The organism is Thioalkalivibrio sp. ALE16, from assembly GCF_000381305.1.
Lineage (GTDB): Bacteria > Pseudomonadota > Gammaproteobacteria > Ectothiorhodospirales > Ectothiorhodospiraceae > Thioalkalivibrio.
The window spans coordinates 99,830-123,715 of record NZ_KB906358.1; the positions used below are offsets into that span (position 1 = coordinate 99,830).

A 23,886-nucleotide genomic window follows, 5' to 3' on the forward strand; every position below is an offset into this window, starting at 1 on the left:
CGCGGGGTTCCCGGAGGCCCGTTACAATCGCCCGGCACCCAGTCGTCTGGTACCCACATGCACGAATACAGCCTCCCACCCGCCGACGCGACCGCCTTGCGCGAGGCCGTCATCCACGCCGGCCTGGAGACCAACCGCCGCGGCCTCAATCAGGGCACGTCGGGCAACATCAGTGTGCGCCTGGGCGATGGCATGCTGATCACGCCATCCGGTGTGCCCTACGAGGCCCTGCGTCCGGAGGACCTGGTGTACGTGGATGCCGCCGGGCGCTGGGACCCGCAGCGCAAGCCCTCCAGCGAGTGGCACTTCCACCGCGCGATCCTGCAGGCCCGCCCGGAGCTGGGCGCGGTTGTCCACGTGCACTCTGTGTACGCAAGCGTGGTGGCCATCCAGGGACGCGACATCCCTGCCCTGCACTACATGATCGCGGCGGCGGGCGGGAACTCCATTCGCTGCGCGCCGTATGCGACCTTCGGTACGGAGGCGCTTTCGCGCCTGGCGGTTGAGGCCCTCGAGGACCGTACTGCCTGTCTACTCGCCAACCACGGCATGATCGCCACCGGGCCGGACCTTGAGCGGGCCCTGTGGCTCACCGAGGAAGTCGAGCTGCTGGCGCGCCAGTATGTCCTGAGTCTGCAGATCGGCGGGCCCACGCTGCTGGATGACGCGGAGATGGACCGGGTGCTGGAGAAGTTCCGCCACTACGGGCCGCAGCGCGACGCGCCACAATAGTCGCCAGAATGGTTCAGAGCCCCGGCACCGCTTCGTCCGCCTCCGGCAACGGCGCCGAGCGCGGGGCGAAGTCGATCCGCTCGCGGGTTTCCAGGTAATGACGCAGCGCCCAGCTTACGGACGGGAACGCACGTTCCTCCAGCGGCGGCAAGGCGTCGAACGGGAACAGCTTCACCTCTTCGGACTCCGGGCCGGGGGCGATCGTGTCGCTCAGCAGGCGCGCCCGGTAGATCATCTGCACATGCCCGACGTGCGGCACGCTGTACACCCCCAGCAACTGATCGACTTCCAGCTCCGCGCGGGCCTCCTCCCAGGCCTCGCGGCGGGCGCCCTCACCCGGGCTCTCGCCCTTTTCCATGAAACCGGCCGGCAGGGTCCAGTAACCACGGCGGGGCTCGATCGCCCGGCGACATAGCAGGACGCGATCCTCCCATATGGCCACGCTCCCGACGATGATTCGCGGGTTCTCGTAGTCCACGAAGCCACAATGGTCACAGACGCGGCGCTCGCGATCATCGCCCTGCGGGACTTCGTTGTGGAAACGTGGACTCAGGCCGGTCGGGTTACGATTCATGGCGGTTCCGTGAGGGCGTGTCAGGAGCTGCAAACAGGTAAACCGGCGCGGCGTGCCCTGAACATGCAACGCCGGTGGCGGTCCACAATAGAAAAGGCGCACCGACGCAGTACAGAGGGGATCATGACCACACGCACACGCTTTACCGTCGGTGAACTGGTTCACCATACCAAGTTCGATTACCGCGGTGTGATCGTCGATGTGGACCCGGTATACGCCGGTTCCGATGAATGGTACGAGACGGTGGCCAGGAGTCGTCCGCCGAAGGATCAGCCGTGGTATCACGTACTGGTGGATGGCTATTCGCACAGCACCTACGTGGCCGAACGCCACCTGGAACCGGATCCGCGCGGGGAGCAGATCGAGCATCCGGCCCTCGGGCAGTTCTTTGACCGGTTCATGAATGGACGCTATTCGCGCCAAGGGGACCCCGGCGCCCATTGATCGCGGCCGCCGCTTCTTGGGGCCACCCCGTTCAACCCAATACGACAGGGACGCATATGGCACAGGACAACCGGCGCAGTCGCGTCGTCACCGAAGGCCCGCGCCGGACGCCGAATCGCGCGATGCTGCGCGCGGTCGGTTTCGGAGATGACGATTTCCGGCGCCCGATCGTGGGGATCGCCAATGCCCACAGCACCATCACCCCCTGCAATATGGGGATCGGCGCCCTCGCCGCCCGAGCCGAGCAGGCGGTGCGTCAGGCCGGGGGCATGCCCCAGACCTTCGGCACAATCACCATCTCCGACGGCATCTCGATGGGCACCCCCGGGATGAAGTACTCCCTGGTCTCGCGCGAGGTCATCGCGGATGCCATCGAGACGGTCGTCAATGGCCAGAGCCTGGACGGCATCCTGGCCACCGGTGGCTGCGACAAGAACATGCCCGGAGCGATGATCGCGCTGGCCCGGCTCAATGTGCCCGGGATCTTCGTCTACGGTGGCACGATCAAGCCGGGGCACTACAAGGATCAGGACCTGACCATTGTCAGTGCCTTCGAGGCCGTGGGCCAGCATGGGGCTGGCAAGCTATCCGACGAGGATCTGCTGGGCGTGGAAAAGAACGCCTGCCCCGGCGCCGGTTCCTGTGGCGGCATGTTTACCGCCAACACCATGTCCAGCGCCTTCGAGGCCATGGGGATGAGCCTGCCCGGCTCCTCCACCCAGGCGGCGGAGGACCCGGAAAAGGGCGATTCCGCGGCGCGTTCGGCGGAGGTCCTGCTGGACGCAATCCACGCCAACCGCCGGCCACGCGACATTCTGACCCGCGAGGCCTTCGAAAATGCCCTCGCCGTCGTCATGGCGCTGGGCGGTTCCACCAATGCCGTACTCCATCTGCTGGCGATCGCGCACGCGGCGGATGTGCCGCTGGACATCGACGATGTCGAGCGGGTTCGACGCAAGGTCCCGGTCCTGTGCGACCTGAAGCCTTCCGGGCGCTATGTCACCACCCAGTTCCATGCGGTGGGCGGGACACCCCAGGTGATGAAGATGCTGCTGGATGCCGGGTGGTTGCACGGCGACTGCCTGACCATCACCGGCGCGACGCTGGCCGAGACCCTGCGCGATATCCCTCCGACTCCCCCGGAGGACCAGGACATCATTCGCCCCCTCGACCGGCCGCTGTATCCACACGGGCACCTGGCCATCCTCAAGGGGAATCTGGCCGCCGAGGGCGCCGTGGCCAAGATCACTGGTCTCAAGCGGACCGCGATCTCGGGCCCCGCGCGCTGCTTTGATTCCGAGGAAGAATGCCTGGACGCGATCCTGGCCGGACGGATCCAGGCGGGGGATATCCTGGTCATCCGCTACGAGGGCCCGCGCGGCGGGCCCGGCATGCGCGAGATGCTGGCCCCCACCGCAGCCATTATCGGGGCTGGTCTGGGCGATGCGGTCGGCCTGATTACCGATGGTCGCTTCTCCGGCGGCACCTACGGGATGGTGGTTGGCCATGTCGCGCCGGAGGCCGCCGTCGGCGGCACGATCGCGCTGGTCCAGGACGGCGACGTCATCGAGATTGATGCCAGCGAGAACCGCCTGGCCCTGCAGGTCGATGACACCGAACTGGAGCGTCGGCGCGCCCGCTGGACGACCCCCGCCCCGCGCTTTGATCGCGGGGTGCTGGGCAAGTATGCCCGGCTGGTGGGTTCGGCGAGCCGAGGCGCCGTGACCGACGACTTCAGCGGCACCTGACGCCCGCCCGCGCCCATGACGCATCCGGATCCGCGGCACCCCGATTTCAGCATGCTGCCGCCGGTGATCGGCTTCCTGCTGATCACCAACGTCGCTCTGTTTCTCGCGATGCCCTGGCTGGGCGACTGGCTCGTCAACCATTTCGGGCTCTGGCCCGTCGGCACCCCGGCCACTATCCACCAGGACGGCACTTGGATGCGGGTTCCGGACTTCCAGTTATGGCAGCTGGTGACCTACGGCTTCCTGCACGGCGGCCCGATTCACCTGTTCGTGAACCTGTTTGCCGTGTGGATGCTGGGCGTGCAGATCGAGAATGCCTGGGGCTCGCGCACCTTCGCCGTGTATTTCCTGGTCTGCGTGATCGGGGCCGGGCTGGTGCAGCTGTTCGTGACCGCCTACGGCAACGGCGACATGATCTATCCGACCATCGGCGCGTCGGGGGGCGTATTCGGGGTTCTGCTGGCGTTCGGGATGATGTTCCCCAACCAGCGCCTGTTCCTGATCTTCCTGCCGATTCCGATCAAGGCGAAGTATTTCGTCATCGGCTACGGGGCGCTGGAACTGTACCTGGGAATCTCGGGCACCCTCGCCGGCATCGCCCACTTCGCCCACCTGGGCGGCATGGCCTTCGGCTTCTTGCTGATCCAGTACTGGCGCGGCCGCCTGCCCATCCGGCCGCGCCAGCGCCGTTTCTGGTGGTAGCGGCCCGGGTTGTGACGGACTCGATCAGCCCGCCGAGCGGGCCCGGAGGTATGCGGCGAAGTCGTCCTTCAGTTCCGGATGGTTGAGTGCAAACTCCACCGTCGCCTCCAGGTAACCCAGCTTCGACCCACAGTCGAAGCGACGCCCCTCGAAGTTGAAGGCCGTCACCCGTTCCAGTTCGAGCAGGCGTGCGATCGCGTCCGTCAGCTGGATCTCGCCGCCCGCCCCCGGCTTCTGGGTTGCCAGCATTTCGAAGATCTTCGGGGTCAGGACATAGCGCCCGACCACCGCGACACTGGATGGCGCATGGTCGGGGTCGGGCTTTTCCACGATGCCCTTGACGTCCCAGCTGCGCGGGCCGGTCTGCACCGGGTCGATGATGCCGTACTGGTGGGTGCGATCGGGCGGCACCTCCTCCACCCCCAGCACGCTGCAGCCGTGCTCGGCGTACTGCTCGACCATCTGCCGCGTCGCCCCGCCGTTGGCCGATTCGATCAGGTCATCGGCCAGGATTACCGCGAAGGGTTCGTTGCGGACGATCGGATGCGCGCAGGCCACCGCATGTCCGAGACCGAGTGCGTCGGACTGACGCACATAGACGCAGGTCACATTGGGGGGAACGATGTTCCGAACCTGCTCGAGCAGTTCGGTCTTGCCCCGCTCTTCCAGCTCGTGTTCGAGTTCGTAGGCCTTGTCGAAGTGATCCGGAATGGATCGCTTGTTTCGCCCGGTCACGAACACCAGGGTCTCGATGCCGGCGGCAACGGCCTCCTCCGCCGCGTACTGGATCAACGGCTTGTCCACGACCGGAAGCATCTCTTTCGGGTTTGCCTTGGTCGCCGGCAGAAAGCGCGTACCCATCCCGGCAACCGGGAACACGGCGGTACGAATCGGGGCGTGATTCTGGCTCATTCCTTCTCCTGGTGACTTCACAGCAAACCCCCGGCCAACGCATCCTTTCGGACCCGTCGACCGGGGGCCGGTAGTGAGTGGCGGCCCATGCCGCCACCCGTCTCGCTACTCGACGACGATGCGCTCGAGGTTCATCTCCACGGTGCGCTCGCCAATCCCGGACACCTCGGTCAGGGCCTGGACCGAGGCGAAGTCACCGTGTGCCTCGCGGTGCTCCACAATGGCTTGCGCCTTGACCGGTCCCACGTTCTCCAGTGCGGCCAGCTCGTCGGCCGATGCCCCGTTCAGGTTGACCGGCTGGCCACCCGATGCGGTCACCATGACCAGTGGCAGGACACAGAGGCCCGCCAGGGCCCAGCACTTCGCGCATTGGAACAGCTTGTTCATGAAAACGCTCCTTATCTTCGTTGAACGATCGGTGCATCCGTGCACCGCGTGGTAGACCCGGATTCCAACCTTCAACCCGAGACTACCCGGGCATCCTAGCGAGAACAGCCCCGCCGGAAAACCCCCTCATTCCACGGCGTCATTCGGCATGTTCAGGCTTGTGACGAAGGCCTCCATCGCCGCGGCCGGGTCGGGGGCGCGGGTGATCGGCCGGCCGACCACGATCGCGCTGGCGCCCGCCTCCAGGGCCCGCTCGGGGGTCATGACACGCTTCTGGTCATCGCCTCCCGTGTCTTCCAGCCGGATCCCCGGTGTTACCAGGAGTGGCCGCTCGCCCAGCCGGCGCCGCAGCATGGCGGCCTCCTGCGCCGAGCACACCAGGCCCTCCAGCCCCGCCTTTTGTATCGCCAGTTCCCCCAGCAAGCCCACCTGATCGGCCGGCTCGCGACTCACGCCGATCTCACGCAGGGTGCCGGCGTCGCTGGAGGTCAGCACCGTGACGGCCAGCAGCGCCGTGGTGTCGTTGGTTTCGCGTACCGCTTCGTGTGCGGCCCGCATCATCTCCAGGCCGCCGCTGGCATGTACGTTGATCAGCCACACGCCGGTCCGCGCCGCGGCCCGGCAGGCAGCCGCCACGGTATTCGGGATGTCGTGAAACTTGAGGTCCAGAAACACCCGAAAGCCGAGGTCGTGGAGCCGTTGCAGCAGCGCCGGACCGGCGACCACGAACAGTTCGAAGCCGACCTTCAGGGCACACTGCGCCGGGTCGAGTTGGCGGGCGAATGCCAGCGCCGCATCGGCCTCTGCAAAGTCGAGGGCGACGATCAGGCGCGTGGCGGGTTCCGGGGTCACTGTCGTGGGTCGGGTCATGGGTGGTGGCTCCCTTCGCGGATCAACGCCTCCTCGGCGGCTTCCGTCGTCTGGTCGATATCGAAATCAAGCCCGCGCAGGGTATCCCAGCGCCGGCAGCTCGGGCACTGCCATACATGCGCCCGTCCCTGGTAGCCGCAGTTCCCGCATTGGTACAAGTGTTGGCTGCCAAGCTGGTCGGCCAGGGCCTTCTCGAACGCCGAGAATTCCGTGCTGTATTGCTGCACCGCCGGCAGGATCTTCATCCAGCGAACCGCCTCCAGCAGGCCCGAGGTCGGGACCGGGCGTTGCGCCAGGATCTGCCCCAGTTCGGAAAGCGCGGCGTCCAGCCGTCCCGTGCGCCGGTACAGCCGCATCAGGGCAATCCGCGCCATGGTGATCCCGCGACTTCGGGCCAGGTCGTCCAGGAGTTCCTCCAGCTGCCCCAGACGGTTCTCGCCGGGCAGTTCCTGATGCAGGCGCTCGATCCGGGGCACCAGGAGAGGCGCCAGTTGCGGGGTGCGCGCCACGGCATCCCGCCCGAAACGGATCGCCTCGCGGATCTCGCCGGCGCGCGCCGCAATCTCCGACTGGATCAGCAGAGCCCGCGACAGACCGGGAACCAGTTCCTCGGCCTGTTTCGCGCGCGCCCTCGCCTCCTCGTGGTCGTCCTGGTCCAGCGCGATCCGCGCCAGTTCGCAGTGGTAGTGGGCGATCCGCAGCTGTTCATGGGCGACCCCATGCGCCTTCAGCCGGTCGCCCACCTCGATCGCCCGCTCCCATTCCCGCTGGGTTTCGTAGACCTGGCGCAGGCCCTCCAGGGCCGGCACGGCCTGGTGCGGCGAGTCCGCGAGTTCGCGAAAGACGGCCTCGGCCCGGTCCAGCACTCCCGCCAGCAGGAAGTCCTCGCCGAGCTCGCAAAGGGCCTGGGCCCGCTGGGCCGCCGGCAGCGTCGGGCGCGCCACCAGGTTCTGGTGGATGCGAATGGCGCGATCCACCTCGCCCCGGCGCCGGAACAGCCGCCCGAGGATTACATGCGTCTCGAAAGTCTCGTGATCGACCTCCACCATCTCGATGAAGGCCTGCAGCGCATCATCGGTGCGATCATCCAGCAGGTGGCGTACGCCCTCGAGGTAACGATCCAGTGACGGCTCGCGCTCTTCCTGGTCTTCCGGCACGCCATAGCGTGCCAGCCACCAACCACTTGCCGCGGCGAGCGGGAGCAGCAACCAGAACCAGTCATTGATCATCGGCGAGTACGCTCCCCGGGTACGGACAGCGAAACAAAAGGTATGGAAGACCGCATGGCGATGCGGCTAGTAGAAATCCCGCATGGGTGCGGTACGCAGCTGCTCGACCTCGACCTTGAGGGCATGGTTCTGCTCGCGCAGGTCGGCGATCTTCTGCCGCAGCCGGCGCAGGCGCAGCCAGAGCACCAGCGAGGCCAGGATCACTCCAAACAAGGCGGCCAACCCGAGGAACACCACCAGGGGGGCCTCGATCTCGAGACCCGGCAACACCAGTGTCACCAGGGCTTCGTTCAGAACAACAAGAATACCGACCGCGGACGAGATCAGGATCAGCGCGACAAACGCCACGGTGTTGCGAATCTTCTGTCGCCGCCGCTCGTCCATGGACGGTCTAGCCGTTTTCGGCTACAGAATCGTTTACCCGTTCGCGCAATTCCTTGCCGGGCTTGAAATGAGGGACATGCTTGCCGGGCAAGGCAACGCCTTCACCGGTCTTGGGGTTCCGGCCCAGTCGGGGTGGCCGGAAGTGCAGCGAAAAGCTGCCAAAGCCGCGAATCTCCACCCGTTGCCCGTTCGCCAGCGCGTGGCTCATGCGTTCGAGCAATGCCTTGACGGACATCTCCACGTCCCTGGCTGGCAGATGAGGTGACTTCCGGGCGAGGTTCTCGATCAATTCCGATTTGGTCATCTGGCACTCGTCACAGACAGGAAGGAAATCCGGTTTCCCGGTACAAAATGGCCCACGGCACCCCTTGGCACCGCGGGCCACGACGGAACGGACTTAGTCGTTCTTGTCCATCTGTTCCTTCAGCAGATCGCCCAGCGTGGTACCGCCGCCGGCATTACTGCCGTAGTCGGAGACCATCTCGGCTTCTTCCGCCCGGTCCTTGGCCTTGATCGACAGGCTGATGGCGCGGGTCTTCTTGTCGACGCCCATGAACTTGGCCTCGACCGTATCGCCCACCTTCAGCACGGTGCTGGCGTCTTCCACGCGGTCCTGGGAGATATCGGCCGCGCGCAGGATGCCGTCGATGCCGTCAGCCAGTTCGACCACGGCTGCCTTGGCGTCCACTTCCTTGACCGTGCCGGAGACAATGCTGCCCTTGCTGTGCTCGGCCACGAAGTTGGCGAACGGATCGCGATCCAGCTGCTTCAGGCCCAGGGAGATACGCTCGCGCTCGGGATCCACGGACAGCACCACGGCCTCGACTTCGTCACCCTTCTTGAAGTTGCGAATGGCTTCTTCGCCCGCTTCGTGCCAGGACAGATCGGACAGGTGGATCAGGCCGTCGATGCCGCCTTCCAGGCCGACAAACACGCCGAAATCGGTGATCGACTTGATCTGGCCGCTGACCTTCTCGCCGCGGTTGTGGTTGGCCGCGAAGTCGTCCCACGGATTCGACTGGCACTGCTTCATGCCCAGCGAGATGCGGCGGCGTTCTTCGTCCAGGTCCAGGATCATCACCTCGACCTCGTCGCCGATCGCGACCATCTTGCCCGGGTTGACGTTCTTGTTGGTCCAGTCCATCTCGGACACGTGCACCAGGCCTTCCACGCCGTCTTCGATTTCCACGAAGCAGCCGTAGTCGGTGATGTTGGTGACCTTGCCGAAGATGCGGGTGCCGGTCGGGTAGCGGCGGGTGATGTTCTCCCACGGATCCTCGCCCAGCTGCTTCAGGCCCAGCGACACACGCATGCGCTCGCGGTCGAACTTCAGCACCTTGACCTCGACTTCCTGGCCGATCTCGACCACGTCGGACGGATGCTTGACGCGCTTCCAGGCCATGTCGGTGATGTGCAGCAGGCCGTCGATGCCGCCCAGATCCAGGAACGCACCGTAATCGGTCAGGTTCTTGACGATGCCCTTGACCTGCGCGCCTTCCTGCAGGTTCTTCAGCAGTTCCTCGCGCTCGGCGCTGTATTCCTGCTCGACCACGGCGCGGCGCGACACGACCACGTTGTTACGGCGGCGATCCAGCTTGATGAGCTTGAACTCCAGCTCCTTGCCTTCCAGGTACGCGGTATCGCGCACCGGACGGACATCCACGAGTGAACCCGGCAGGAACGCCCGGATATCGCCCAGCTCGACGGTGTAACCGCCCTTGACCTTGCCGGAGATCTTGCCGGTGACGTACTGCTCTTCTTCCATCGCACCTTCGAGACGGTCCCAGGCCTTGGCCCGCTTGGCCTTTTCGCGCGACATGCGCGTCTCGCCGAAACCGTCTTCCGGGGTCTCTAGGGCCACTTCGACGACATCGCCGACCTTGACCTCGAGCTCACCCTCGTCGTTCATGAACTGCTCGGTGGGGATGACCCCCTCGGACTTCAGGCCGGCGTTCACCACGACGACGTCCGGGGTGACCTCAATGACGGTGGCACTGAGGATGGCACCCGGCTGCATCTGGGTGTAGGCCATGCTCTCTTCGAGCAGTTGCGCGAAACTTTCACTCATGGATTTGTGAACCTGTGGTTTAACAAATGCTTGCAGAAACTTCCTGCAACCAGTTCTAGACGTTGATAATCCCGCTTCCGACGGCTTATTCCGCGGGGCGGGGGCTTTGTTCCGGGAGTACGTCCCGGAGGCGCTCCAGGATCATGTCCACCACGCCAACGATGTCGAGGTCCGTGGTATCCAGTTCCCAGGCATCTTCGGCGGGCTTGAGGGGGGCCACGCTGCGTTCGCGGTCGCGACGGTCGCGGGCCTCCATCTCGTCCTGAAGGGCGGAGAGATTAGCACTAAGTCCTTGTTCCTTCAACTGCATGTAACGCCGGCGCGCCCTTTCCCCGGCAGAGGCCGTGAGAAAGATCTTCAGGTCCGCCGCGGGGAAGACCACGGTCCCCATATCGCGCCCGTCCGCGACCAGCCCGGGGGGCTTGGCGAAGCCGCGCTGGCGCTCCAGCAGGGCCTCGCGCACGGCCGGGATGGCGGCCACCCGGGAGGCATCGCTGCCGGCCTGTTCGGTGCGCAGCAGCTGATCGACCGGCGCCCCCTCCAGCAGGGTCGTCACCGCCGTGGCGTCTCGATTCACCTCGAAGTCGACGTCGAGACCGGCGGCCAGTCGAGCGAGCGCGGCCTCGTCGGTCAGCTCGACACCGTGCTGGCGTGCCGCCAGCCCCAACAGACGGTACAGCGCGCCGCTGTCCAGCAGATGCCAGCCCATGGCGGCGGCCACGCGCATGCAGACCGTGCCCTTGCCGGCCCCGCCCGGGCCGTCGATGGTCAGTACCGGAATTTCCGAACTCATGCGGCCTCCAGCTGCAGCCCGGCCTCGCGTGCAAGCGCCACAAAGCCGGGGAAGGATGTACCCACGTTCGCGCAATCGTGGATCCGGATGGGGGCGGTGGCCCGCAGCCCCGCCATCGCGAATGACATGGCGATACGGTGGTCGCCATGACTGTTGATCTCGCCACCGGTGAAGCCGTCGCCACCCCGGATCCGGATACCATCCGGCTGCACGGCGCAGTCGACGCCGAGTGCGGCGAGGCCGTCCGCCATCACCTGGATACGGTCGCTCTCCTTGACCCGCAGCTCCTCGGCGCCGGTCAGTACGGTCTCGCCCTCGGCGCAGGCCGCGGCGACGAAGATCGCGGGGAATTCGTCGATCGCCAGCGGCACCAGGTGCTCCGGAATCTGGATCCCCTTGAGCGGGGCGGCCTCGACCTCCAGATCCGCCACCGGCTCGCCGCCCGCCTCGCGTTCGTTGAGGATGCGGATCTCGGCGCCCATCAGGCGCAGGATATCGATCACACCGGTGCGGGTCGGATTGATGCCGACATGCTCCAGACGCATGCGCGAACCGGCCGCGATCGAGGCCCCGACCAGGAAAAAGGCGGCCGAGGAGATATCCGCCGGCACATCGACCGGACTCGCGACCAGCCGGCCACCCCCTTCTACGCAGGCCCGTGGCCCGTCGCGTTCGACCGCGTAACCGAAGCCGGCCAGCATGCGCTCGGTGTGATCCCGCGTGGGTGCCGGCTCGGTCACGCAGGTCTTGCCATCTGCCCACAGGCCTGCCAGTAGCAGGGCGGATTTGACCTGGGCGCTGGCGACCTCGAGCACATGGTCGGTACCCCGCAGGGAGGCGCCGCCGTGCACCCGCAGGGGGGGCGTCCCGGCATCGCTGGTCTCGATCCTGGCCCCCATGCGGGCCAGCGGGTTGGTGACCCGGCGCATCGGACGTCCGGTGAGGGAGCGATCGCCGACCAGTTCACTGTCGAAGGCCTGCCCGGCGAGGACCCCGCACAGCAGCCGCATCGCGGTCCCCGAGTTGCCCATGTCCAGCGCAGTCGGCGGGGCCTGCAGCCCGCGAAGACCGGCGCCCTGGATGCGCACGCAGCCCGGTCCGGTGCGTTCGATGGCCACGCCCATCGCGCGGAAGGCCTCCAGCGTGGCGATGCAATCCGCCCCTTCGAGAAAGCCGGTCACATGGGTCTCGCCCTCGGCCAGCGCCCCGAGCATGATGGCGCGGTGGGAAATCGATTTGTCGCCCGGCACGCGGGCGTGGCCCGCAAGCTGGCCTCCGGGCTGTACGGTAAAGGTATTCATGGGGTTTCAGGTATCCAGTTGTGCATCCGCGGGGTCGCAGAGGCGATCGCGGGTTTCCTTGGCATGTTCAAAGCTTTGTTCGATGGTGGCGGCATCGCCGCGTTCGATCGCGCCGCGCAGCGTCTCGAGGTCGTTCTGGTATTGCCCGATGACCTCGAGGATGGCGTCGCGGTTGGCCAGGCAGATATCGCGCCAGACCACCGGGTCACTGGAGGCGATGCGCGTGAAGTCGCGAAACCCGCCGGCGGCGTAGTGAAAGATCTCGTCGCGTTCGCTCATGTTCGCCAGCGACGAGACCAGCGTGAACGCGAGCACATGCGGCAGGTGGCTGGTCGCGGCCAGGACCCGGTCATGATGCGCCGGGGTCATGTATTCGACCCGCGCGCCGGCGGCCTGCCACATGGCCGCCACGCGGTCCGTGGCCAGCGGGTTGGTGGCATCGGCCGGCGTCAGGATCACCAGGCGATCGCGGAACAGACTGGGGAAGGCGGCCCCTACCCCGCTTTTCTCGGTCCCGGCGATCGGGTGGCCGGGCACGAAGGCGCGCGGGACCGCACCGAAGCCGGCGCCCACCGCATCGATCACCGCCTGCTTGCTGCTGCCCACGTCGGTTAGCGGGCTGTCCTCGGGCCAGGCGGCCGCCAGGTCGCGGGCGAGCGGCTCCATCGCGCCCAATGGCACGGCGAGCACGCCCAGGTCGGCGCCCTCCGCGGCCGCGGCGACGTCCGTGGTCCAGCGGTCGATCACGCCCAGCCGCTGAGCTTCGCGCAGGTTGTCGGCATTGCGCGAGCAGCCGACGACCTCGCGGACCGCGCCGGCCTCGCGCAGGGCCAGCGCCAGCGAGCCGCCGATCAGGCCGACGCCAAAGATGACCAGCCGTTCGATCACGCCAGGACCTTGTCGAGTGCCGCGAGGAAGCGGTCGTTGTCTTCCCGGGTCGAGAGGGTGACCCGCAGGTGACCGGGCAGGCCGTAATTCTCCACCGGCCGCGTGATGACGCCCTCGCGCAGCAGGCCTTCGTATACCGGGGCCGGATCACGCCCGGTGTCAAAGGTCACGAAGTTCCCCACCGACGGAATCACACGCAGCCCCTTATCCCGCAGGGCCGCTGTCACCTGCCGCAACCCGTCGCGGTTGACGGCCACCGATCTCTCCACATGCGCGGTATCGTCCAGCGCCGCAAGGCCCGCGGCCTGGGCAATGGCGTTGACATTGAACGGCTGTCGGACCCGGTTGAGCAGGTCGGCGACCGCCGGGGAACTGACCGCGTACCCCAGGCGCAGTCCGGCCAGGCCCTGGATCTTGGAGAAGGTCCGGGTCACGATCAGGTTTGGGTAGCGATCCAGCCACTGCGTAGTGTCCGGATACCCGGCTGCCTCGACGTATTCGAAATAGGCCTCGTCCACGACCACCACGGTGGTCGCCGGCATCGCCGCCACGAAGGCCTCCAGCGCCGAACCCTCCAGCCAGGTCCCGGTGGGATTGTTCGGATTGGCCACGAACACCACGCGCACGTCGCCATCCACCCGTGCCCGCATGGCCTCGAGATCATGCCCGAAGGGCTGCTCCGGATGGTCGGCCCCCAGCGCGGGCGCGACCCGTGCCTCGGCATCGACCGCCTGGGTAACCAGCGGGTAAACCGCAAACGCATGCGCGGAGAACACGGCTGCCCGGCCCGGTGCCAGCCAGGTGCGCGCGATCAGTTCCAGCACCTCGTTGGAGCCGTTGCCGAGCGTGATCTGTTCCGGGGCGACGCCATGGCGCTCGGCCAGTCGCGCCTTCAGTTCGAAGCCGTTCCCGTCGGGATAGACATGGGCCTCGGCCAGCGCCGCGCGGCCCGCCTCCACCGCCCGCGGCGACGGGCCCAGGGGGTTCTCGTTGGAGGCCAGCTTGATCGCCTGGCGAATACCCAGTTCGCGCTCCAGTGCGGCGACGGGCTTGCCGGGCTGATACGGGCTGAGGCCCTGGACCCCGGCGACCGCCAGGGCCACGGGGTCAAAGCCCGGGCCGGCCGCAGCGGATACGGAAGGGTTGGATGCCATGCGGGAAACCTCGGGGATAGCGGGTGGGCGTGTCAGGTGGCGGCCTGGGGATAGCTACCCAGGACCTTGACGGTATCGGCACTGGCGCGCAGCTGCTCCAGGCAGTCGCGGATCAACGGGTCCTGCTGGTGCCCGACCAGATCGAGGAAGAACACGTAGTTCCACGGCGTGCAGCGCGAGGGGCGCGACTCGATCCGGGTCAGGCTGATGCCGGCCTCCGCGATCGGCTTGAGCAGCGAATACAGCGACCCTGGCCGGTTGGCGGTACTCAGCATCACCGATGTACGGTCCGCCCCGCTGGGTTGCGTGGTCCCCGAGCCGATGATCAGGAAACGCGTCGTGTTGTCGGCGCGATCCTCCACATGCGGGGCCCGCACCGGGACGTCGTAGTGTTCGGCAGCCGCCTGGCTGGCCAGCGCCGCCGCGGTGGGATCCTGCGCCGCGATCTCGGCCGCCCGGGCGTTGCTGGAGACCGCCTCGCGCTCGGCATGGGGCAGTTCGCTATCCAGCCACTGGCGGCATTGCGCCAGCGCCTGCGCATGCGCGAGGACCCGCCGCACCTGCCCGAAATCCTCGGCCCGGGACAGCAGGTGGTGGTGGATCGGGGTCACGACCTCGCCACAGATCTGGAGGGAGGAATCCATGAAGCAGTCCACGGTGTGGGTGACGACCCCCTCGGAGCTGTTCTCGATGGGAACCACGCCGAACTGCGCGCGCCCGGTCTCCACCGCGCCGAACACCGCATCGATCGAGGCCAGCGGCTGGGTCTCGACGGCATGGCCGAAGTGCTTGCGCGCCGCCAGGTGAGTGAAGGTCCCCACCGGTCCGAGATAGGCGACATGGAGCGGATGCTCGAGCGCCAGGCACTCGGACATGATCTCGCGGAACAGCCGCGTGATGGCCTCGTCGGACAGCGGGCCGGGATTCCGTTTGCGCACCCGCCGGAGGATCTCGGCCTCGCGCTCCGGGCGGTAGAACACCGGGTCGCTCTCCTGGCTGCGCTTGACCCGCGCCACCGCCTCGGCGCAGCGGGCGCGCTCGCTCAACCGCTCCAGGAGCTCGGCATCCAGCGCGTCGATACGCGCGCGCAGGGCCGCGAGATCTTCGCGGTCCTCGGCGGATGGCGACGAATGCGGATCCCCGGCCATCGCCTACAGCACCCGGGCCCGCAGCACGCCGTCGATCCGGTGCAGGGCGTCCAGGGTCTCCGCGTCGGGGTGGCCGTCCACGTCCATCAGGGTGTAGGCCAGATCGCCACGGGAGTCATTCATCAGGTGCAGGATGTTGATATTCGATTCGCCCAGCGTGTGCGAGATGCGCCCGACCCGGTCCGGCAGGTTCCGGTTGATAATCGCGATGCGGGTATCTCCCTTGCGGTCCAGCACCAGGGTCGGCAGGTTCACGGAGTTCACCACGTTGCCGTTCTCCAGGTAGTCCCGGAGCTGGTCGGCGATCATGACCGCGCAGTTCTCCTCGGATTCGGTCGTCGAGGCGCCCAGATGCGGCAGGGTGATCACCCGCGGGTGCCCCACCATGCCCTGTACCGGAAAGTCCGTGATGTAGGCATGCAGTCGATCCGCATCCAGCCCTTCGCGCACCGCGGCGTCATCCACGATCCCCTCGCGGGCCAGGTTGAGCACCATCGCCCCGGGGTTCATGCCGGCCAGCGTCTTTGCGTTCACCAGATTGGCGGTATTCTCGGTCAGCGGCACGTGTACGGTGACGGCGTCGGCGCCTTCCATGGCCGCCTCTACCGAGCGCGCCCGCTCGATGCCGGAATCCAGGCGCCAGGCGTTTTCCACCGTGACCTTGGGGTCGAAACCGACCACTTCCATGCCCAGCGCACGGGCGGCATTGGCCACGCCGACCCCGATCGCCCCCAGGCCCAGCACGGCCAGACGTCGGCCCGGCAGTTCGAAGCCGGTGAACTTCTTCTTGCCCTGCTCCACCGCGGACATGAAGTCTTCCTTCGAGGGGTCCAGTTCCTGCACGTAGCCAGCCGCCGGCAGCAGGTTGCGGGCACCCAGCAACAGCCCGGCGATGACCAGTTCCTTCACCGCATTGGCATTCGCGCCGGGGGCGTTGAACACGGCCACGCCGCGCTCGGACAGGGCCGCGACCGGGATATTGTTGACCCCGCTCCCGGCGCGCCCCACCGCCAGGACCGAATCCGGGATCTCCACCGAATGCAGATCGAAGGAGCGCAGCATCAGCGCGTCCGGCTGATTGATATCCGAGGCGACCTCGTAATGGTCACGCGGGAAACGATCCAGCCCGCGCACGGCGATGTTGTTGTAGGTCTGAATCCGGTACATCACGACCTCCTCGTCCGGTAGCGTCCCCGGCAACAGCGATTCGACGGGATCAGGCGTGGCGGTTCTCGAAGTCCGCCATGAACTCGATCAGCGCATCCACGGCGCTCTCCGGAACGGCGTTGTAGATGCTGGCGCGCATGCCGCCCACCGACCGGTGGCCCTTCAGCGAGGACAGGCCGGCCGCATCGGCCTCGTTCAGGAAGGACCCGTCCAGGGCGTCGTCCGCGAGGATGAACGGCACGTTCATCCAGGAGCGGGCCGCGGGCTCCACCGGGTTCCGGTAGAAGGCGGAATTGTCGATGTACTGGTACAGCTTGGCCGCCTTGCGCTGGTTGATCTCGGCCATCGCCTCCAGGCCGCCCTGCTCCAGCAGCCACTCGAATACCAGCCCGGCCAGGTACCAGCCAAAGGTCGGCGGGGTGTTGTACATCGAGTCATTCTTCGCCTGCAGGGCCCAGTCCAGCACTGCCGGCACGGGTGCCTGGCGCTCGCGTTCCAGCAGGTCGTTGCGCACGATCACCACGGTCAGGCCGGCCGGGCCGATATTCTTCTGCGCCCCGGCATAGATCACGCCAAACTTCGAGACATCGATCGGGCGCGACAGGATGGTCGAGGACATGTCCGCGACCAGCGGCACGTCACCCACATCCGGGATATCGGGAAACTCCACGCCGCCGATGGTCTCGTTCGGCGTGTAGTGCACGTAGGCGGCATTGGGGTCCAGGTTCCAGGAGGCACGATCCGGGATCGAGTCGTAGCCGCTTGCCTGCGAACTCGCCACGATGTTCACCGGTCCGTATTTCTGGGCCTCCTTGATCGCCTTGCCGGACCAGGCCCCGGTATCGATGTAGTCGGTGCTCTGGCCATTGGCCAGGTTCAGCGGGATGGCCGCGAACTGTCCGGTCGCCCCGCCCTGCAGGAACAGGACCGAATAGTTCTCGGGGATGTTCATCAGCTTGCGCAGGTCCTGCTCGGCCTTCTCGGCCACGGCCATGAACGGCTTGCCGCGGTGACTCATCTCCATCACCGACATCCCGGACCCGCGGAAGTCCAGCAGCTCGTCACGCGCCCGCTCGAGTACCGCCTGCGGCAGGGCCGCCGGCCCCGCGCTGAAGTTCATCACTCGCGTCATGCCTGTTCTCCATCGTCGCTGGATTCGGGACCCGTCTCCGGGTCCGCTCCGGTTCCCATCTCGTCGGATTCTTCGTCGCCGGCCTCGCCCTGCAGCTGGGCCACGCGGGCCAGCTCGACCAGGTTCTCGCCTTCGTCAAGCCGAATCAGCCGCACGCCCTGCGTATTGCGCCCGATCAGCGGAATCTGATCCACCGGCGTGCGCACCAGGGTCCCGCCGTTGGTGATCAGCATCACCTCGTCATCGTCCAGGACCCGCGAAGCCCCGACCAGCGGGCCGTTGCGCCCCTCGGTCTGGATCGCGATCACGCCCTGGCCGCCACGGCGGTGGACCGGGAACTCGTCGAAGCGGGTGCGTTTGCCGTAGCCATGCTCGGTCGCCAGCAGCGCCGATCCCTCGTCCACATTCAGCAGGGTGATCACCCGGTGATCGCCTTCCATGCGCACCCCGCGCACGCCACAGGCGGTACGCCCCATGGCGCGCACATCGCTCTCGTGGAAGCGCACGGCCTTGCCGGCCGTGGTCACCAGCATCACGTCCAGGGTGCCGTCGGTCAGGGAGACGTCCACCAGGTGGTCGCCTTCGCGCAGGTCCACCGCGATGATGCCGGAGGCCCGGCGGCGCGAGAAATCCGTCAGCGGTGTCTTCTTGACTGTCCCCTGCGCGGTGACCATGAACACATAGTGGTCCGGGTCGTATTCGCGCACCGGGAGGATCGCGTTGATCCGCTCGTCGGACTCCAGCGGCAGCAGGTTCACGATCGGCTTGCCGCGCGAGGCGCGCGAGCCCTGCGGCAGCTCGTAGACCTTCAGCCAGTACACCCGACCCCGGCTGGAGAAGCACAGGATCGTGTCGTGCGTGTTGGCCACCACCAGACGGTCGATGAAGTCCTCTTCCTTGAAGCTGGTCGCGGCCTTGCCACGCCCGCCCCGGCGCTGCGCGCGGTAGTCCGCCACTGGCTGGTACTTCACGTAGCCGGCGTGCGAGAGCGTGACGACCACGTCCTCCTCGCCGATCAGGTCTTCCAGGGTCAGGTTGGCCTGGCGTTCGCGGATCTCGCTGCGGCGCTCGTCGCCAAACTGTTCGGCCACGGCCAGCAGCTCGTTGCGGATCTCCAGTTGCAGGCGATCGCCGGAGCCGAGGATATCCAGCAGGTCGTCGATCAGCTCCAGCAGCTCGCGGTACTCGTCCAGGATCTTGTCCTGTTCCAGCCCGGTCAGGCGGTGCAGGCGCAGGTCCAGGATCGCCTGTGCCTGGGCCTCGGACAGGCGATAGCCGTCGTCCCCCACGCCGTATTCCGGCGCCAGGTCCTCCGGTCGCGAGGCGCTGGCCCCGGCGCGGTCCAGCATGTCGCTGACCACGCCCAGCGGCCAGCCGCGGGCCAGCAGGCCGGCCTTGGCCTCGGCCGGGTTGGGGGCGGCACGGATCAGCTCGATCACGGGATCGATGTTGGCCAGCGCGATCGCCAGGCCTTCCAGGATATGCGCGCGCTCCCGGGCCTTGCGCAGATCGAAGATCGTGCGCCGGGTGACCACCTCGCGGCGATGCCGCAGGAACGCCTCCAGCACCTGACGCAGATCCAGCACCTTCGGCTGTCCGTCGACCAGGGCGACGATGTTGATGCCGAAGACGTTCTGCATCTGGGTGTGCATGTACAGGTGGTTCAGGACCACCTCGGCCATCTCGCCACGCTTGAGCTCGATGACCAGACGCATGCCGTCCTTGTCCGACTCGTCGCGCAGCTCGGAGATGCCCTCGATGCGCTTCTCCTTCACCAGCTCCGCGATCTTCTCGGTCAGGCGTGCCTTGTTCACCTGGTAGGGCAGCTCGGTAACCACAATCGCCTCGCGCTGGCCACCCTCCAGCGGCTCGACATGCGAGCGTGCCCGGATCAGGACCCGGCCGCGACCGGTACGGTAGGCCTCGCGAACGCCCTCGATGCCGTTGATGATGCCGGCCGTCGGGAAGTCCGGGCCCGGCAGGTGTTCCATCAGACCATCGATGGAGATCTCGGGATCGTCGATCAGGGCCACACAGGCGTTGATCACCTCGCGCAGGTTGTGCGGAGGGATGTTGGTCGCCATCCCCACCGCGATCCCGGCGGAGCCGTTGACCAGCAGGTTGGGGAATTTGCTCGGCAGCACCGCCGGCTCGCTCTCGGAGCCGTCGTAATTGTCGATGAAGTCGACGGTTTCCTTGTCGATGTCGGCCAGCAGTTCCGCCGCGATGCGCGCCATGCGCACCTCGGTGTACCGCATGGCCGCCGGGGAGTCGCCGTCGATGGAGCCGAAGTTGCCCTGCCCGTCGGCCAGCATGTAGCGCATCGAGAACGGCTGCGCCATGCGCACGATGGCGTCGTAAACGGCGGAATCGCCATGCGGGTGGTACTTACCGATCACGTCACCGACCACACGCGCCGACTTCTTGTAGGGCTTGTTGTAGTCGTTGCCCAGCTCGCGCATCGCGTAGAGCACGCGGCGATGGACCGGCTTGAGGCCGTCACGGACATCGGGGAGGGCCCGGCCCACGATTACGCTCATTGCGTAATCGAGGTAGGACTGCTGCATCTCGTCTTCGAGATTGACCGGGAAGATTTCCTTGGCAAATTCAGCCATCGAGGGTTACGCCGTCCGTCTGAACAAGCTCGCGATCATACCACAGGGGTAACCACTGGGGCTCGGCTTTTCGCGCCTCAAAACGGTTCTCCGGGCCTCTCAGGCCCGAAGACCGTCCACCGGGGGCGCGTTTGAGCGCTCGTCAGTGAGCGGATGCGAGCGTCTCCGGGGCCGTGGGCTCGCGCAGCGCCGCGAGCCGCTCCGCCGTCGGCGCCTCCACGACCCCGCGTTCGGTGACGATGGCATCGATCAGCTCCGCCGGGGTCACGTCGAAGGCCGGGTTGTAGCCTCGGGCGCCTTCGGCCGCCACGCGCTGACCCGCCAGCGCCAGCACCTCGTCCTCGCCGCGCTGCTCGATGGGGATACCGGTCCCGTCCGGCATCTCGAAGTCGATGGTCGCGACCGGCGCGGCCACCATGAACCGGACCCCGTGGGCACGCGCCAGGAGGGCCAGGCCGTAGGTCCCGATCTTGTTTGCGGTGTCGCCATTGGCGGCGATCCGGTCCGCCCCGACAATCACCCAGCCGACGCGGCCCGAGCGCAACAGGCTGGCCGCGGCGCCTTCGCACAGCACCTGTACGGGGATCCCGTCATGTACCAGCTCCCAGGCGGTCAGGCGGCTCCCTTGCAGCCAGGGCCGGGTCTCGTCGGCGAAGACCTCCTCGATCCGTCCGGCATCCCAGGCGGCGCGGATCACGCCGAGGGCCGTGCCGTAGCCCCCGGTGGCCAGCGAGCCCGTGTTGCAGTGGGTCAGCACCCCCTGCCCCGGCTCGATCAGCCTCGCGCCGAGCGCGCCCAGCCGCCGGTTGCCGGCGATGTCCGACTCGAGCATCCACTCCGCCTCGACCTGTGTCGCCGCGACCGCCGCCTCCGCGGACGGGCTCGCGTCCACCAGCGCCTGCATGCGATCCAGCGCCCAGAACAGGTTCACCGCCGTGGGACGCGCCGCGCGCAGGGTTTCGATATCCGCCGCAATGCTCGCACGCCAGTCGTCCCGCCCGGTCGCCCGCTGGCAGGCCAGTACCACCCCGAAGCCCGCGGTAATCCCGATCGCCGGCGCCCCGCGCACCACCATGTCGCGGATCGCGGCGGCCACGGCCGGCGCATCCCGGTAACGCTGCCAGAGGTTCTCGCCCGGCAGCCGACGCTGGTCGAGCAACTGAAGTTCGCTGTGGTGAAAGCGAATCGGGCGAATGGTGTCGGAGTGTTCACGGTTCATCCCGTCATTCTACCAGCCCGCCTGCGGTTTCGGGCCCGCGCGGACAGCCTGGCGGCAGGGGCGCTCCGGCGTCTGGCGCGGGCCGCCACAACCGCCGGGAACCCGCCCGGTGGCCGGGCCCGACCTTCAGTTCCGTATCCGCCTCAAGCCGCAGGGCCCCCCTGGCGGCCGGTCTCCTGCAGCGGGACGCAGGCCCTGTCCAGGCGCTGGCGTGCCGCGCCGGCCAGCCCCCTGCCCTGCGCATCGGTGCTGGCCCAGGCCATGGCGGGGCGGGCGTCCTGCAGCCAGCCGCGGCTCAGGCTGTCGGCGCCGGCCCCGCGGGGCACGACCAGCAGGTCGCTGCTTCGCTGTTCCGCCCCTTCCTGCATCAGCACGGCCTCGCCCAGGCCGCCGAGCCCGCCGGTCAGTACCAGCCGCACACCGCCAGCCGTCTCCACCGCCAGCACGCAGGAGGCCGAGGCGCTCCCGTCCCAGCCGGCGGGTGGATGGAGAATCTCGAAATCGACGCCATCCCATTCCCAGACCTCGCCTGCCTCGCAGGGCCGTTCCCCGGGTCCTTGCGGGCGGCGCCGCAGGACCTCGCCCACAGGTAGCGTCGCGCGTACGGCGGCGGCCCCGCCGGAATGCGCGGCATGCTCGTGGCTCAGGATCATGCGGTCCAGGCGGCGTACCCCCTCCGCACGCAGGCTCGGAATCACGATCTGATCCCCCGCGCTGTAGCCCCCGGCGCGCCCGGGACCGGCATCCCATAACAACGCATGGTGGCGGGTCTGCAGCAAGAGCGACTGCCCGTTCCCTACATCCAGCAGCAGCGCCCGTACGCTGCCCGCATCGATCTGCGGACGCATGGGCAGGGCCAGGGCGATGCCGGCCAGCACCACCCACGGAGCGGCGAGGCGCAGGCGCGGCAGCAAGGCGACCAGCACCGCGACCCCGCCCAGGAGGCTGGCCGCCAGCGGCACCCGCCGCTCGTCCACCAGCACGGGCACGTGCGAAAGGCCGTCCAGTAGCCCGACCAGCAGCATCAGGATCCCGTCGCCGAGATGCAGGAACGGCTGGCCGAGCGGTGCCCACAATGCCGCCAGACCGGCCCCGACCAGCAACAAAGGGAGCACCAGCAGGCTGATCACCGGTACCGCCACCAGATTGGCGACGGGCGCCACCCAGGACCCCAGCTGGAACCAGGCCAGGCTGAGGGGAAGCATGGCCAGCGCGAGCATCACCTGAATGCTGCCGGCCGCGCGCCAGCCCGAACGGCCCGAACGGCCCTGCAACAGCAGAAGAATCACCGCCACGGCGCCGAAGGAAAACCAGAAGCCCGGAGCCAGCACACTGGTCGGCCGCCACAGCACCACGGCGATCGCCGCCAGCATCAGTCCGCGCCAGGCAAACGCCTCGCGCCGCCACAACAGCGCGGCCATAAAAGCCGCCAGCATGATCAGCGCGCGCTGGGTCGGAATGCTGAAGCCGGCCAGCGCGGCATAGAGCGCAGCCCCGGCGAGGCCCGCCAGCGCCATGAAGGCCGGCTTGCGTATCCGCGCCTGCACCGGGACGAGACCGGACCAGGCAAGCCCCGCGAGCAATCCGACAAACCCGGCGACGAGGCCGACATGCAGGCCCGAGATCGCCATCAGGTGGTTGGTACCGGTCCGCAGGAAGGCCTGCCACTCCTCGTCGGTCATGCCCTGCCGGTCGCCGATGACGAGGGCCTGCACCAGGCCGGGGTGGCGCAGGCCCGGGGCCGCCTGTTCCAGGCGCTCGCGCAGCGCACCGCGCATGCGATGCAACCCGGCCTGCCAGCGGGCGTCCCGAATCCGTGGTGCCCGGGCGTCCTCTAACGCCTCGAAGTCGAGCAGTGTCGCGGATCCATGCAGGCCCTCGCGGTAGTACCAGCCGGCACGATCGAACCCACCCGGATTCGCCGGCCCCCGGGCCGGCCGCAGGCGCAGGGTCATGTAGCCATGCGATCCCGCCTCGAGCTCGGGGCGCGCGGGGTACGTCGAAACCAGCAGTTCGCGCGCCCGAAACGCTTCCGGTCCCGATCGGTTCGCGGCCACTCGTATCCGGAAACGGCTGCGACGTTCGCCATGTTCCGGCAGACTGATGATCGTGGCGAACACGGTGGCCTCCTCCCCGGCCAGGGCGGGAGGCAGCGCATGTTCCAGCCAGATGTCGGCGTTCTGCTGGACCAGCCCCCAGGCGAGCAGCGCACCCAGCGCCAGCGTCCAGGGCCAGAGACCCGCATAGCCGAGGCGCCGCAGGCCGAGGCTGACGCCCGCGGCGGCCAGGAACAGGGCCAGTATGGGTCCGGGCATCAAAGGAACCGGCTCGGGCAGCCGGTAAAGGCCCCACGCCGCCGCGATCAGCCCGAGGGCAAAGCCCGTCACAAAAGGCCCCGTTGACCAGGCGCCATGGCCGG

At 67.6% G+C, this 23,886-nt stretch carries 21 protein-coding genes and 1 pseudogene; 4 read left to right on the plus strand and 18 right to left on the minus strand.

The window, feature by feature from the left end; translation table 11 throughout:
• Positions 1 to 57 precede the first annotated feature (57 nt).
• Positions 58 to 732 carry an L-fuculose-phosphate aldolase gene (locus F627_RS0105875; protein WP_019583554.1) on the plus strand — a complete coding sequence of 225 codons (675 nt, stop codon included), beginning with the start codon at positions 58 to 60 and terminating at the stop codon, positions 730 to 732.
• A gap of 13 nt (positions 733 to 745) precedes the next feature.
• On the opposite strand, the gene F627_RS0105880 is transcribed toward F627_RS0105875, so the two are convergent.
• Entirely contained in the window at positions 746 to 1,306 is a 561-nt protein-coding gene (locus tag F627_RS0105880) for an NUDIX domain-containing protein (protein WP_018866308.1), read from the minus strand.
• A gap of 123 nt (positions 1,307 to 1,429) precedes the next feature.
• Here F627_RS0105880 and hspQ point away from each other — a divergent pair, with 123 nt between their 5' ends.
• The 3 genes from hspQ to F627_RS0105895 are packed head-to-tail and all read left to right on the plus strand — an operon-like array spanning position 1,430 to position 4,200.
• Positions 1,430 to 1,750 (plus strand): heat shock protein HspQ, encoded by a 321-nt coding sequence (hspQ, locus tag F627_RS0105885; protein WP_018875471.1) that lies wholly within the window; start codon positions 1,430 to 1,432, stop codon positions 1,748 to 1,750.
• A 56-nt stretch (positions 1,751 to 1,806) separates the two neighbouring features.
• Positions 1,807 to 3,498 (plus strand): dihydroxy-acid dehydratase, encoded by a 1,692-nt coding sequence (gene ilvD, locus F627_RS0105890; RefSeq protein ID WP_019583555.1) that lies wholly within the window; start codon positions 1,807 to 1,809, stop codon positions 3,496 to 3,498.
• Positions 3,499 to 3,513: 15 nt separating this feature from the next.
• Entirely contained in the window at positions 3,514 to 4,200 is a 687-nt protein-coding gene (locus F627_RS0105895; RefSeq protein WP_018875469.1) for a rhomboid family intramembrane serine protease, read from the plus strand.
• 24 nt (positions 4,201 to 4,224) lie between these two features.
• Here the strand turns inward: F627_RS0105895 and galU are convergent, their stop codons facing one another.
• The 17 genes and pseudogenes from galU to F627_RS15575 all read right to left on the minus strand — a co-directional run bounded on the left by galU (position 4,225) and on the right by F627_RS15575 (position 23,785).
• Complete coding sequence (galU, locus tag F627_RS0105900) at positions 4,225 to 5,112, minus strand: UTP--glucose-1-phosphate uridylyltransferase GalU (protein WP_018866304.1); 888 nt, start codon at positions 5,110 to 5,112, stop codon at positions 4,225 to 4,227.
• A gap of 105 nt (positions 5,113 to 5,217) precedes the next feature.
• Positions 5,218 to 5,499: a ComEA family DNA-binding protein gene (locus F627_RS0105905; protein WP_018875468.1), complete on the minus strand. Its 282-nt coding sequence runs from the start codon at positions 5,497 to 5,499 to the stop codon at positions 5,218 to 5,220.
• A gap of 126 nt (positions 5,500 to 5,625) precedes the next feature.
• Positions 5,626 to 6,369 (minus strand): orotidine-5'-phosphate decarboxylase, encoded by a 744-nt coding sequence (gene pyrF, locus F627_RS0105910; RefSeq protein WP_155987100.1) that lies wholly within the window; start codon positions 6,367 to 6,369, stop codon positions 5,626 to 5,628.
• On the minus strand, positions 6,366 to 7,598 hold the full coding sequence (locus F627_RS0105915; protein WP_018875466.1) for a tetratricopeptide repeat protein: 1,233 nt from the start codon (positions 7,596 to 7,598) through the stop codon (positions 6,366 to 6,368). The genes pyrF and F627_RS0105915 overlap by 4 nt, the downstream gene beginning before the upstream one ends.
• Positions 7,599 to 7,664: 66 nt before the next feature.
• On the minus strand, positions 7,665 to 7,982 hold the full coding sequence (locus F627_RS0105920) for a lipopolysaccharide assembly protein LapA domain-containing protein (protein ID WP_018875465.1): 318 nt from the start codon (positions 7,980 to 7,982) through the stop codon (positions 7,665 to 7,667).
• A gap of 7 nt (positions 7,983 to 7,989) precedes the next feature.
• Complete coding sequence (locus F627_RS0105925) at positions 7,990 to 8,286, minus strand: integration host factor subunit beta (protein WP_018866299.1); 297 nt, start codon at positions 8,284 to 8,286, stop codon at positions 7,990 to 7,992.
• Between the two features lie 93 nt (positions 8,287 to 8,379).
• On the minus strand, positions 8,380 to 10,086 hold the full coding sequence (gene rpsA, locus F627_RS0105930) for a 30S ribosomal protein S1 (RefSeq protein ID WP_255349356.1): 1,707 nt from the start codon (positions 10,084 to 10,086) through the stop codon (positions 8,380 to 8,382).
• 49 nt (positions 10,087 to 10,135) lie between these two features.
• Positions 10,136 to 10,843 carry a (d)CMP kinase gene (gene cmk, locus F627_RS0105935; RefSeq protein WP_018877386.1) on the minus strand — a complete coding sequence of 236 codons (708 nt, stop codon included), beginning with the start codon at positions 10,841 to 10,843 and terminating at the stop codon, positions 10,136 to 10,138.
• A complete protein-coding gene (gene aroA / locus F627_RS0105940) occupies positions 10,840 to 12,144 on the minus strand; it encodes a 3-phosphoshikimate 1-carboxyvinyltransferase (protein ID WP_019583556.1) in 1,305 nt (434 codons plus the stop codon). The genes cmk and aroA overlap by 4 nt, the downstream gene beginning before the upstream one ends.
• Positions 12,145 to 12,150: 6 nt before the next feature.
• A complete protein-coding gene (locus F627_RS0105945; RefSeq protein WP_018866295.1) occupies positions 12,151 to 13,032 on the minus strand; it encodes a prephenate dehydrogenase/arogenate dehydrogenase family protein in 882 nt (293 codons plus the stop codon).
• On the minus strand, positions 13,029 to 14,186 hold the full coding sequence (gene hisC / locus F627_RS0105950) for a histidinol-phosphate transaminase (protein ID WP_019583557.1): 1,158 nt from the start codon (positions 14,184 to 14,186) through the stop codon (positions 13,029 to 13,031). The genes F627_RS0105945 and hisC overlap by 4 nt, the downstream gene beginning before the upstream one ends.
• A 32-nt stretch (positions 14,187 to 14,218) precedes the next feature.
• Entirely contained in the window at positions 14,219 to 15,334 is a 1,116-nt protein-coding gene (pheA, locus tag F627_RS0105955; protein ID WP_019583558.1) for a prephenate dehydratase, read from the minus strand.
• Positions 15,335 to 15,337: 3 nt separating this feature from the next.
• Complete coding sequence (locus F627_RS0105960; protein ID WP_018875458.1) at positions 15,338 to 16,501, minus strand: phosphoglycerate dehydrogenase; 1,164 nt, start codon at positions 16,499 to 16,501, stop codon at positions 15,338 to 15,340.
• Positions 16,502 to 16,550: 49 nt separating this feature from the next.
• Complete coding sequence (gene serC / locus F627_RS0105965; RefSeq protein WP_018866291.1) at positions 16,551 to 17,633, minus strand: 3-phosphoserine/phosphohydroxythreonine transaminase; 1,083 nt, start codon at positions 17,631 to 17,633, stop codon at positions 16,551 to 16,553.
• Complete coding sequence (gyrA, locus tag F627_RS0105970) at positions 17,630 to 20,248, minus strand: DNA gyrase subunit A (RefSeq protein WP_019583559.1); 2,619 nt, start codon at positions 20,246 to 20,248, stop codon at positions 17,630 to 17,632. Before gyrA ends, serC begins: the two co-directional genes overlap by 4 nt.
• Positions 20,249 to 20,390: 142 nt before the next feature.
• Entirely contained in the window at positions 20,391 to 21,467 is a 1,077-nt protein-coding gene (mtnA, locus tag F627_RS0105975) for an S-methyl-5-thioribose-1-phosphate isomerase (RefSeq protein ID WP_018875455.1), read from the minus strand.
• 4 nt (positions 21,468 to 21,471) lie between these two features.
• A pseudogene (locus tag F627_RS15575) lies at positions 21,472 to 23,785 on the minus strand (DNA internalization-related competence protein ComEC/Rec2).
• Positions 23,786 to 23,886: the final 101 nt, after the last annotated feature.